General features: G+C 35.1%; 10 protein-coding genes, 1 pseudogene and 1 riboswitch. Of the genes and pseudogenes, 3 read left to right on the top strand and 8 right to left on the bottom strand.

Annotated features, from left to right (window positions below):
• Positions 1-189: 189 nt before the first annotated feature.
• A complete protein-coding gene (gene bla / locus ABIE66_RS28435; RefSeq protein ID WP_370017196.1) occupies positions 190-1134 on the bottom strand; it encodes a class A beta-lactamase in 945 nt (314 codons plus the stop codon).
• Positions 1135-1364: 230 nt separating this feature from the next.
• Between bla and ABIE66_RS28440 the strand changes: the two genes are divergently transcribed.
• Together ABIE66_RS28440 and blaI are read left to right on the top strand one after the other, a co-directional pair.
• Positions 1365-3176, top strand: coding sequence for a BlaR1 family beta-lactam sensor/signal transducer (locus ABIE66_RS28440; RefSeq protein WP_370017197.1), 1812 nt, complete (start codon positions 1365-1367; stop codon positions 3174-3176).
• Positions 3157-3537: a penicillinase repressor BlaI gene (blaI, locus tag ABIE66_RS28445; RefSeq protein ID WP_370017198.1), complete on the top strand. Its 381-nt coding sequence runs from the start codon at positions 3157-3159 to the stop codon at positions 3535-3537. Before ABIE66_RS28440 ends, blaI begins: the two co-directional genes overlap by 20 nt.
• Positions 3538-4265: 728 nt before the next feature.
• On the opposite strand, the gene sigH is transcribed toward blaI, so the two are convergent.
• From sigH to ABIE66_RS28460, 3 genes are all read right to left on the bottom strand, one after another.
• A complete protein-coding gene (gene sigH / locus ABIE66_RS28450; RefSeq protein WP_370017199.1) occupies positions 4266-4916 on the bottom strand; it encodes an RNA polymerase sporulation sigma factor SigH in 651 nt (216 codons plus the stop codon).
• Positions 4917-5591: 675 nt separating this feature from the next.
• Positions 5592-6299 (bottom strand): DNA alkylation repair protein, encoded by a 708-nt coding sequence (locus tag ABIE66_RS28455; RefSeq protein ID WP_370017200.1) that lies wholly within the window; start codon positions 6297-6299, stop codon positions 5592-5594.
• Positions 6300-6423: 124 nt separating this feature from the next.
• Positions 6424-7674 (bottom strand): helix-turn-helix domain-containing protein, encoded by a 1251-nt coding sequence (locus ABIE66_RS28460; protein ID WP_370017201.1) that lies wholly within the window; start codon positions 7672-7674, stop codon positions 6424-6426.
• A gap of 362 nt (positions 7675-8036) precedes the next feature.
• Here ABIE66_RS28460 and ABIE66_RS28465 point away from each other — a divergent pair, with 362 nt between their 5' ends.
• Entirely contained in the window at positions 8037-9182 is a 1146-nt protein-coding gene (locus ABIE66_RS28465) for a tyrosine-type recombinase/integrase (protein WP_370017202.1), read from the top strand.
• 496 nt (positions 9183-9678) lie between these two features.
• Here ABIE66_RS28465 and ABIE66_RS28470 read toward each other — a convergent pair whose 3' ends face one another.
• The 4 genes and pseudogenes from ABIE66_RS28470 to ABIE66_RS28485 form a co-directional block, all read right to left on the bottom strand.
• Positions 9679-10080, bottom strand: coding sequence for a type II toxin-antitoxin system death-on-curing family toxin (locus ABIE66_RS28470; RefSeq protein WP_370017203.1), 402 nt, complete (start codon positions 10078-10080; stop codon positions 9679-9681).
• 1 nt (position 10081) lies between these two features.
• On the bottom strand, positions 10082-10327 hold the full coding sequence (locus ABIE66_RS28475) for an AbrB/MazE/SpoVT family DNA-binding domain-containing protein (protein ID WP_048689328.1): 246 nt from the start codon (positions 10325-10327) through the stop codon (positions 10082-10084).
• A gap of 615 nt (positions 10328-10942) precedes the next feature.
• The gene (locus ABIE66_RS28480) at positions 10943-11782 is read right to left on the bottom strand and encodes a MetQ/NlpA family ABC transporter substrate-binding protein (RefSeq protein ID WP_214796060.1); all 840 of its coding nucleotides are present in this window, start codon (positions 11780-11782) and stop codon (positions 10943-10945) included.
• A 14-nt stretch (positions 11783-11796) separates the two neighbouring features.
• Positions 11797-12042: pseudogene (locus ABIE66_RS28485) on the bottom strand (ABC transporter permease subunit); the annotation flags it as partial.
• A gap of 99 nt (positions 12043-12141) precedes the next feature.
• Positions 12142-12252: riboswitch (SAM riboswitch) on the bottom strand.
• Positions 12253-12684 lie beyond the last annotated feature (432 nt).

The following is a 12684-nucleotide window of genomic DNA, read 5'->3' on the forward strand; positions in this document are numbered from 1 at the left end:
TCGTTCAAACCTCATTTTCAGTTATTACAGGAATGCTGCCCCTTTAGTTTAATAAAAAAAGCCGGCTGGGATAGCAGCCGGCTCTTTTACTCTTGCACCCTTTAATTGAAGTATATTATTTCACAAACTTTATTGTAGTAAAAAACGATCGTCACCCGAAGAGTCGTCCTCATTCTCTATAATGTTAATCTATTTGTTGTTAGAGTATGCCTGAGCAATCACTTTTGCAGCCTTAGCGATGAGTTCATCATTAAAGCTTGCTTTCTCTTCATTGCGACTTGACATGATCGCTATAATAATCGGTTCTCGATTTGGTGGCCACACAATCGCTATATCATTTCGAGTTCCATAGCCACCGGCTCCGCTCTTATCTCCAACCTCCCAACTTTCTGGTACACCAGCTCGAATGAGGGAATCACCTGTAGTATTCCCTTTTAGCCAATTTGTGAAAATTTCTTGCTTATCGGTAGGAAGGTACTCACTGATTCCAAACACCTCAAGGGTAGTTGCAAGTGCTTTAGGGGTACTGGTATCCCGTGATTCCCCTGGAATAGCTTCGTTCAAATCGGGTTCAATACGGTCAGCCATTGTGATAGTATCGCCACTTTCTCGTAACGCCTTTTCAAATCCATCTGGTCCGCCTAATTCTTCGAACAGAAGATTACCTGCTGTATTATCACTATACTGCATCGCTGCTTCAGCTATTTTTCCGAGACTCATCCCTTTGTTCACAAAGTCTTCTGTAATCGGAGAATAGGTAACAATATCTTCATTGGTGAATGTCCTTATTTCCTCAAGCATTGATATCGGATTTTGCTTTAACAAAACAGCTGCGGCTAGGGCTTTGAATGTAGATGTGTACGCAAAACGTTCGTTCTCACGAAATTCCACGGTTTCTTTTGTTCCTGTATCAATGGCATAGACCCCAAGCCTCGCATCATATTCCTTCTCAAGTTGTTCAAACTTATCAATTGTGGTTTCTTTTGCCGTTATATTTTCTGACGTTTGATTAGTTCCCCCCGTATGCTCTGTTTCTGATTGTTGTACAACCTGTTTTTTCTCATCTGAGCAGCCTGCAACCATAAGCACCAAGCCTATTGGTGCTAGTATTTGATAAAACCATCTTTTGTTCATGATGTAAACCTCCTAATTATTTGATTAGACTCTTATGTACGAATTGAAAAAACAACCTCATGCAAGGAGTTTTTACAGATTACATTTGTAGTCTGATTACATCTGTAGTATAGTATTACATATGTAATCAAATAAAGTCAATTCTTTATTTTTTACCATCAAGCTACTATAAATATGCTATATACCTGTTTTTTAAAATTTAAAAATCAAGAGAGGTGGTATTGAAGGACATGTTTTTAACACATTTTATAATAGGTCTATTGGTGTCTTCATTTTCCGTTACTGTTATTCTACTTATACGAAAATGGTTTGGAAGACAATTAACCGCAAAATGGTACTATCATTTGTGGATGTTTCTTTTTATGGCTTTAGCACTTCCATTCATACCTACTGATTTATATAATTTTAGTTCTCTCTTTAGCGGTGGGGATGCATATCAGACTAATGCACCTAGCTCTACTAAGGAAATAAATGGTACTGATATGATGCAGGGCCTACACCTGATACAAGACTTTTCTTTATCGGTCAATCGGCCGGACCTGTCCTTACTTAATATGGGAGTAATGGGTTTATGGATGTCAGGGATGCTTTTATTTACCTTTACTATGGTTCGTGGATGGCTCACACTTAGAAGGATAAAGAATTATTCTTCTGCGTTTTCCAATCAAGAAGTTCTCGTGCTTTTCGAAGAATGCAAGAAAAGACTACAGATTAAAAAATCAATAAAGATTGTTATTTCGAAAAGAGTCCAATCTCCAATGATATTCGGACTTTTTCAAACATATATCGTCTTACCATCTCAACATGAAAACTGGCTTAGCTTGAAAAATTACGAGTATATCTTTCTTCATGAACTGAGTCACTATAAAAACAAGGATTTGGTGACAAATTACGCGATATTGTTCTATCAAATCATTTATTGGTTTAATCCCCTTGTCTGGCTTGCTTTTAGAAAAATGAGATTGGATCGGGAAATCGCATGTGATACATCTGTTTTACAGTTACTAGATGATAATTCATTTAGTGAATATGGAAATACAATCATTAATTTTTTGGATCTTTCAAAACGGTCAAGTAAGCTACTGTTAGTGACACAATTAAACGGTTCTAAGCTTCAAGTCAAAAAACGAATTGAACAAATTTCTGCCTATAAGCATTCCGCAAAAAAATCAATAAGAAAAAGCGTCTTTATTTATGTGTTGGCCAGTATCATTTTGACAATCCAATTACCTTTCGTTTCCGCATTAGCGACGGAAAACGACCGATACTATTTTAATAATGACGGAGCAGTTTATGAGGATTTAAATCAATTCTTTAAAGGGTATGAAGGAAGCTTTGTTTTATATGATCATAACGCACAGCAATATCGCATTTATAATGAAGAGAAAAGTACGTTGCGGGTATCACCTGATTCCACATACAAAATCTATAGTGCCTTATTTGCACTAGAATCAAATGTGATATCACCCGAAGAATCCACCCTTTCATGGGATGGGACGGAGCAACCCTATGACGCTTGGAAAATGGATCAGGATGTCTCATCTGCTTTGCAAAAATCTGTAAACTGGTATTTCCAAGAATTAGATCGTAGAACAGGATTTGAAACAATACAATCCAATCTACAAGAGATAAACTATGGAAATTCCGATATATCTGGGGAATTTGGCGAATTCTGGAACGAATCCTCATTAAAAATTTCTCCAATCGAGCAAGTCCAACTGCTGCAAGCCTTTTATAACAATCAATTGGGATATAAGGAAACGCATATCCAAACTGTGAAGGAAGCACTACTCTTAGAAAAGAATGAAGAAGCTCGCCTATCAGGAAAAACAGGTACAGGAGCAGTGAATGGAAAAAGCATCAATGGTTGGTTTATCGGGTATGTAGAGACGAAGAACAATACTTATTTCTTTGCTACCAATATACAAAATGAAGATGATTCATCTGGAAGCAAGGCGGGAGAAATTACTTTATCAATTTTAAAAGATTTAGGAATCTATAAAGAAAATGGAGGGGAGAAATATGGAAAAAAACATTCCTAGTATATCAGAATCAGAATGGGAAATCATGAATGTGCTTTGGGATAAAGCCCCTCAAACAGCGAATGACATCATATTTTCCTTACAGGAGAGTACCGATTGGAAGCCGAAAACCATACGCACTCTTCTCGATCGATTGGTTCAAAAAGATGTAGTAGGTGTCAATAAAAATCTAAGAGTTTACACCTTTTACCCGCTCTATACACAGGAAGAGTGCCAGCGTGCCGAGACCGAATCATTTATCAACCGTATCTATGGGGGTACCCTGAAATCCATGCTTGTCCAATTCATTCAGGAAGATACCCTAACTGATGATGATATAAATGAACTACGCTTTATTTTAAATAAGAAACCTAAAAAGTAATATTTAAAAAGTCGATTTGGAATGTTTCCAAATCGTTTTTTTTCGGTCGAAATCGAAATAGCGGAGACATTTTTGTCATGTAATTATCGCTTTCTTGCTCAGATTAAAAAAGAATTGCTTTCTTCTCTGTAAATACTACGCCCGTTAGTCATAAACTAAAAAACAAGTGTAGATCTATACGCGAAAGGAGCCAATAACTATTAAGGATGTATTTATTCAACTAACTGCCCCTTTAGTTCATTAAGCAAAAAGTCACCAAATAGCTACCTCGGATCTCAACTAACGCACCTATTCAGTTAAGAATTTTCTATTTCGAATTTATGTAATAAACCAGATTATCAGTCCATTCACCAAATTAATATCTGTCCTTGTCCATATTGTGGAACACCTTCAGAACGATACTGAACGCAAAAAAGCGTATTATATACGCTTTCTTTGGCTTTGGTTCCCCTTATTTTAGGCTTTGCAGCAATTGCATATAGAAATTTTATAGTCTTTTTCAATTATATTAGTAAGTTTTTTAATTCCTTGCTATATTTTGATATCTTTCTTCATCCTTTTTTCATCACACCATTGTATACACTTCGAAATTTTAAGTAAATCAATGTTAAACTGGTTGTATTTCCCGAATTTTTTGTCAATATTAGATGCTTAATTACCAGATCAGGGTTCATTTAAAACAAATCCTATCCGGTGTATTTACGGCGACAATATGCTCGATTTAGGTATTATTCTTCCAAGTTCCTTGACTCCAAATACCGCTCCAACTTCCTTTTAACCCGTTGAAGTGCATTATCGACCGTCTTTATTTGAACATTAAGTTTCTTTGATATTTCATAATAAGTTTGTCCTTCCAGGTATAAGTCCACAACACTACTTTCCAACTCACTAAGGACTTCCGCTAAATTTAGTTCAATATCAGAAATTTCTTCTGATTTTATTAGGATTGTGACAGGGTCGATTTGTCTCTGTTCAGGGATTATTTCAATTAGGGATTGTTCCGACTCTCCTTGATAGATAGGCCTATACAATGAAACATAATCATTTAACGGAGAATGCTTTTGGCGAATAGCGGCTTTAACAGCCGTTATGATTTGTCTGGTAATGCACAGCTCCGCAAATGACCTAAAAGACGATTTTTTGCAGTCCTTATAGTCGCGAATGGCCTTAAATAGTCCAATCATACCCTCTTGAAAGACGTCTTCCTTATCTCCACCCGTTAAAAAATAATTCATAGCTTTGGATTGGACAACACATCTGTATTTTTTGATTAAATAGTTCAGTGCATCTTCATCACCATTTTGTATTTTTCCAACCAACATTACATCTTCCATATGAGTATAGTTTTCCACTCGGTTCTTCTCGATGATTACACTCATTTAATTTCCCCCACTCACTAAGTTGAGCACCGACATAAAAGTTGCATTATCACTTCAATGTATTAAAGACCATACAATATAATAATATCTCAGAAATGACGATAAAGATATTCGCAAATATCGACATTTTCCTACAAAAAAACCTATAGTTATTCCTATTAAAAAGTACTGCTCTAAAACTAATTCCACGTAACGTATAATCAATTGATGCATTTACACCTATAAAAGGATGATCAGAGGTAAGAAAAGGAGATAATGAACAATTAGAGTATAATAGTAGGGAGTTTAGCAGTTATTGCAATTAGATTTACATTGGGAAAAAGGCATTTTTCTTAGCAGAATTTTTTTAGATTCATAAGAAAGCTTGATGCGATCAAAAAAAAATCCAGATCTATGATGATCTGGATTTGTTAATTCCGATTGGTTTTTTTTCGATTACGCTTTATAATGGCTATCCATTCCTTTACCTTACTTATGTTGAATAATTAATGCTTACTTTTGGAAGATTCATCTTAATTTATTTTCATTATTTTTATCTGGAAACAATAGAGAGAAAACAATTCCAAAGATTGTTTTTTTAGAGGTGTACCTATCCAGATTATTCTACTAATTAATCCAGACACTATTGTAGCCACAACACCTAATTGAAGATCGCTCGCGATGCAAGGCAATTTATTAACATCTTACATTTTTGCGTTTGAATCCAAGCTGCCCTTTATCTACTGCCTTTTGAATACTTTCGGAAGCTAGTAGGAAACTGCTTTTTTTCTTGTCCCGTTTGAACTCTACTGGGCCTACTGCCTTTGCGGTCTCGACCGCCTTATCATGTAGCGGCAAATATGAAATCCCCACTGTGTATATAAAATTATTCATAGCGTATTTAGTTCGTTCTGGAGAATCGTGAATCATATTTTCCACATTTTCAAGCATATTAACAATCTTGCTTTCGGAAAATTCACTGTCCGGGCGATTGCCCAATAGCCAGCAGTAGCAACTCCATCCCGCTGACATTCTCAGCTCTTCACCGCTTGCGATCCATTTATCGGAAACGTCTTGTGCAATATTTGTTTCAGCTAAAGTTACTGCAACCACATAATCGGACAGCATATAAAAATACGCCGCATCCATCCAACGCTCAAAATCCGCCTCTTCCATTGCTTTTGGGTCTGCAATTATGCCTGCAAAGTACATTGCGTCGTAGTTTCCTGTGGCGTAAAGCTGATCAGCCAAAAGTTGATTGTTTTTTATTTTCTTGGCGATTGGCTTCATAGCGCCTGTAGCCACGCCAAAAAGCGGCTCGTGCGCACCATTGGATTCGTAAATTTTCTTGGTTCGTTCCTTGCCGAGAGCTTCAAGCTCCTGCATAATAATTTGTAAATTCATCGTTTAACACTTCCTTATTTTGGAGGTTTTCCCTCTTAAGATTTAAGCCCATCAAATCCATCCCCATTATCCTATAACAAATCTTTACATTTTATAGCTCGAAGGTCAAACGCAAATAGGATAGTTATTTAATTATCGACGATAATTTTTGCTCGACCCATTTACTGATACTAATCCCTTCTTGTTCAGCTAAATCAGAAATCGTTTCTAACAAATTATTAGGTAATTCAAAACTAGTTTTTCTATTTGGACTACGTAATATCAAAGTATCATCTTCATGGTGCATTTCTCCATTGGTTAAATACGGTAAGATATCAGCAATACTAATCATCTCTGGCATTAACGGTCTTTCCCCTGCCCGAATGAAGAGTAAAACTGAACTATCTTGCTCTCTCATTCTTACGTTTTCAACACCCCAGTTTTTATATAAATAGTCAATGAAGGGATAAAATACAACTTCGTTTTTTGGTACCTGAAGCTCAACATAGCCTTTATAATCCAAAGTAGGTTGGTGGATCGAGTATGATGGCTTTAATGCATAATTTTTAACTCCTTCTTCATACGTCAACCACTTTTGGATATTGGGTAGGTAGAAACCAAATACATTATCTTCATTACGAACCACACGTGCCTCTGGTATTTTAGTTGAATGAAATTTTTGATACAAAACAATGTCATTTTTTGAATCATAATATTCATATTTTTTTGGTCGCTGTGTTTCAGATGGTTTGAGTGATTTCTCTGCTTCATGATAGGCTGTTTCCGAAATTACATAAGTGATTCTTTCATCACCATAAGGGACGGCCTTAGCTTTTATCGAACCATCCTGTATATACTTATAAACACTTTGTACAGATAATCCCAATTTCTTTGCAACATCATTTGGACTCATACCTGTAGGTAAAGATTGCTTTTCATACACTAATCGATCCACTTCCGCTTTTCCATAACGTGCCTCTTTATGTAATCGATGTGGATCCAGAATTTTAATGATTTTCTTCTGTTTCCCATAATGATAGACAGTTGCCTTGGATACTCCTAATAAATCAGCTACTTCTTTTTGTGTATACCATTCCACTTTATCCCCCTCCCATCCTTCTTGATTAACCGTTAATTTTATTGGAAAATCTCGTTGGTTCCCATTCGTCAATTCCTCATGATACAAGACTGCTACCGCCTGGCCAAATTTTACACGATATTGGAGACGTGGGTGTTCGATTACTTCCAAAATCACTCCTTCTTTTTTTTCAAATTGTTTATAGTAGTAAAAACTCTCTGCGTCTTCTTCTTCCGTACATGTTTGAAGAACATAAACAGATTCCCCAATTTCATAGGATGTAGTTTGTGTGTGTTTTTCATGGTTTAGTTTATTCATTATTTGTCTAGTTACCTTTCATATCTTATCTTTAATTGTTATATGTCTATCTCATGATTAACTATTTATTTCATATATCTATCATAATATATAATATTGATTTAAATAAGTATAATTTTAGATTCATCTTATATTTACCCTTATAAATTTATTATTTAAACCCTACATTATTATTATAATTTTCGAATCTAGTTATATAATTAATTAAGGATTACCTAAATAAATATAGAATTTATTTAGGTTATACATAATTATTTAACTCTAGTAATTTGTTATAATGTAAGTAATGTTAATGAAAAGGTAAGTACTACATATATAGTTTATCTTATTAATAGGTGCATTATAAAAGTGAGGTTACAGGGATGCATGAACTGGTAGAGAAAACGAAAGAGCTTCAGAATAGTGCTTGGAAAAAAAGTTTGTCAGAAATTTCTATCCACACTTTACAAGAACGATTAGATACGACAGAAATAAATGGAGAACATCCTTTTTCGGATTTTAGCGATATAGAGATGCTACAGTGGTTTCTACAACGACGAGAGCATTTAAAACGGCAACACGAAAAATCCACCCGCACCGTCCAAGCCTATGAGCGGGACCTCATTCAATTTATTGAACAATTGCTCACTTATTCGGTAGAAATCAATGTAGACTTTGAAAAAGTTGCGGACGGTTCCCTCTTTAAATCTCTATCTACCCGGCACATTCGAAGATATCAAGAATGGTTATCAGAAAAAAGCCCCTATGTTTTAAAAAAAGGAGCTTATTCTGTTGCCACATTATCCAGAAAGACAACCATCATTAAGAATTTCTTGACATTCCTGTTCGAATCAGGCTATATCACGGAGCCAATTCATGAAGGTTTCTTTAAGATCAATATTCGTAAAGATGATCGGCCGAACCGTGATTTGGGACCGAAGGAAGTCATTCAGCTACTTGATTATTTCAGGGAAATCAACCACCCCATCGTTTTTTCGATCATTCATATCCTTACGATGACAGGCATGCGCAATGAAGAGTTTACAAGACTCCGAGTCAAGGATCTTCAATATGATTCCATTACCAGCACGTATTATTTAGAGGTCCTAGGTAAAGGAAATAAAAGAAGGCAAATACCATTGAAGGAAAAAGGAATGAATAGTATTCGAATGTTCCGTTCAGCTAGAGGAATCGACGATATAGAGACAGCAGGAGGAGACGACCCGCTCTTTACGACCAATACCGGCCGTGCCTACTCTCCCTCTTATTTGTCTCAATACATAACAAAAGCCATTAAAGAGAGTGGAGTGCCTTTTTTGAAGTTTCGTTCTTCTTCCATTGGTCCTCATACCTTTAGGCATGCCTTTGCCATCATTTCTCACTTAAATGGAGTGGATGTCTATCAGATTATGAAGAGTCTGGGCCATGAGCAGCTCTCCACAACAGAAATTTATTTGGAGAAGGTTTTTGAAAAAGAACGCCATGCGATTCATTTGTGGAAATCAGATGTGTTTGGGGAGTATATATAATAGAAGAAAGTCGTCATATTCAGAAGTTTTTGCTGATTTTTGGATTCCAATTGAATGGCACCCCTTTAAAGATCCGTTTCGAAAATGGTTGAAAGATTGAAGATATAAAAAAGGTCGAGATTTAATAAAAGATACTTCCATACCTTGCAAGTAGTTTATTCAAACGTTTATACAGACTTCCAGGTCCAATAATTTAAAAATTATTAGGAAAAGTGGATAACGCCTTATACAACTATCTATGACCAAAGAGATAATGTCTAAAGTTGTTAAATCTAATTTAGTATTACTTAGCTTCTTCTTTTATAAAGAAATAGAAAATCAAAAGGAGGAACAAGTAATTCAGATGACTTGTTCCTCCTTTTTTAGAATAATCACTTATTTTATTCCAATGCCCATCATGAGTTAGTGCTTATCATCAACTTTATATTTTTCCAATGTTATAAAACCAACCTTCAGTAAAGACAAAATTGCTAAAATGCTCCATGAATCGAACATTTTATAAAGCCTTTATGTTCTCTTGGATGATTCTTGAGATAGCTTTAAAATCATACTTATGGTTGACGACATCTACAACAAAATCCTGTTCTTCTTCTATTCCCATTATCCATTGATAATGATTGATCTTCAGAAACATAATAAGGGAAGCGAGTGCTGTTCTCTTGTTTGCGTTGTGGAAAGCATGATTTTTTGAAATGGATTCGAATAATGCTGCAGCCTTTTCATGAATAGATGGGTAAGCATCACTTTCGAAAACAGTTTGTTTGGGTCTGTTCACTGCAGAATCAAGTAGACCGGGATCTTTCACTCCGATTTGTTCTTTAGGAGAATAAACTTTTATTTGAATGGCATTGATAGCAATAATTTGATTAGTGGAAAGATAGATAATATCAAACGTCATATTATCTATCCACCAAACCCTTGAATGCTTCGTCATGTTCTTTAATAACGTCTGATAACATTTCCATAAATTCTGCATCTACACCTTTAGGTAATTTCACATTTTTATTTTTCCTTAAAATGATTTCTTCACCCTTGAACTCAACCTCTAATTCGTCTCCAAAAGCTAAATTTGCAGTTTTCAACATTTCAACTGGAAACGTAATACCCAAGCTATTTCCGACTTTAGTTAATTTCCTAATAGCCATTATTCGTTCCTCCTTCAAATGAAGTTCTAATTGTTATTACTATTATAACATTTGTTTTTATTGTTTATACTACTTTTATCTTAAATCTGTTATTTTTAGCCTGCGATCATTCGATCATCCATTTCTTTACTCCTTTTTTTATTTTTTCGTCTTATTCTATAAAAAACGTTCGTGAAAATGGTTGTAAAACCACGAACGTCCGTAAATCCCTCTCCATCTTTAACAAACGTTAAAATAGGGGATTTTATTTTTTAAAAAACCGTTCGTAAAAGTGTACTTTTATGAACGGTAGCAACAATGCTATACCTCCCATTTCGGAAATTTTATACACTAAGAGAATTCCAACCTAAAAAGTCCATCTCCTCTACGTTAAGGAATCGACTTAATTTCCTTCTTTTTAATGAACTAACGCACCTGTTAGCCATCCATGCAGCACCTTTTTAGAGTAATAGTATCAGTATGTTCATGATTAAGAGATTAATTGTAATTATAATGGATTTTTGCATCAGAACCTAATAAACGGGTTTCTAGTATATAGACATAGAAAAACCCCGAATAAGGGACCTTTTTCGAAGTCTCCATTATTTGGGGTATAGTTCATGAAAGGGTGATTTTTTATTTAGATACAGGTATGACTGCACCTTTATATTTTTCAGTAATGAAGTCTTGTATTTCTTTAGAGTGAAGTACTTCAACTAACGCTTTTACTGTCTCTTTATTTTCATCACCCTTACGTACAGTGATAATGTTTCCATATGGATTATCTTCACCCGATTCAACAGCGATTGGGTCTTTAAGCGGATCTAGCCCTGCATCTAACGCATAGTTAGCATTAATAACAACCGCATCACCTTCGTTGTTATTATAAATTTGAGGTAATAGGCCACCTTCTATATCTGCATTAAAAGTTAAGTTTTTAGGATTTTCTACAATATCATTAATAGTAGCTTCTGTTTTATTGAGGCCTTCTTTTAGCTTAATAACGCCTTCTTTTTCAAAAATAGATAGAATACGACCTTGTTCAGCTACAGCATTACGCATAATAACTGTACCGTTTTTTGGAAGATCTTTTAAGCTATCATACTTTTTAGAGTAAATACCGATTGGCTCAATATGAATAGCACCCGCATTTACAAAGTCATAGTCTGGATTTTCTTTTAACACTGATTTAAGATATGGAACGTGTTGGAAATAATTCGCATCAATCTCTTCATCAGCTAACGCTGTGTTCGGTATAATATAATCTTGGAATGTTTTAATTTCTAAATCAATTCCCTTTTCCTTTAATAATGGCTTTGCCTCTTCTAAAATTTCAGCATGCGGAATGTTTGATGCACCCACAAGGATTTTCTTTTCTTTGTCTGAAGAATCCGATCCGCCGTTAGATGTACCACAAGCTGCTAAACCTAATAATAAAGCTGAGGAAACTGCTAAAGTTGATATCCATTTTTTCATAATTCATTTCTCCCTTATTGTCTATCTATTTTTGATGTAAAAAATATATCACCTATAAATTGTATGATAAAAACAATGAATAAAATTAATACAGTTGCTACCAATGTAACATCATTATTATTGCGCTGAAAACTTTCAAGATATAACAAATTACCTAAACCATCTGCACCAATTACCCCAGCAATAGCTGTATAACCAACTAGAGCAATTGTTGTAACTGTAAGACCTGAAATTAATGGTGGCAGCAGAGCCCTTATTATGTTAGTTTGTCCGAAGTTATTATACAGGGGAAAGGAAAGTTTTTTTTCTCAAAAAAACCTTTCTACACATGAGTAGAAAGGTTGGTTAAACAATCCTTTCTCTCATCTTCCAAAGCACATTGCTTTGCAGGAATTGGCACCATTTCAGTTAATTAACTGACGGTTGCCGGGCTTCACAGGGCACAGTCCCTCCACCTCTCTTGATAAGAGTCAAACATTATATTCAATTAAAAGTAAGATTTTTAAATTCAGGTGAATATAGTACGAGAGTGATTCTATCATGACCAAATGGTAGTGTCAATAAAAAATTGTTTAATTAATTTGAATTGATGGATGATTGCATTAAATGCTTTACTCCGTACCCTTTGCGATTGCTTGTCCCTGCTCCTCAATTAAATCATCGATATGCTCGAATCCAACGTTTAAGCGTATAAGAAAGATCAACTCTAGGGATTGATCAAAAGGTCCTCCTGAACCCCCATATTAGCGTAAATAAAAAGAATCCATTTTGAAAAAAGATGTTCAAAATGGAATCTTTTCTAGTGATTTAGTATACAGTTTTTATAAAATTGATTATTTTTAGTGATCCCTAATCAACTAACGCACCCGTTAGTTCATTAAGAAAAGCGATTCTTATTAAAG

Source organism: Peribacillus sp. B2I2, assembly GCF_041261685.1.
GTDB lineage: Bacteria > Bacillota > Bacilli > Bacillales > DSM-1321 > Peribacillus.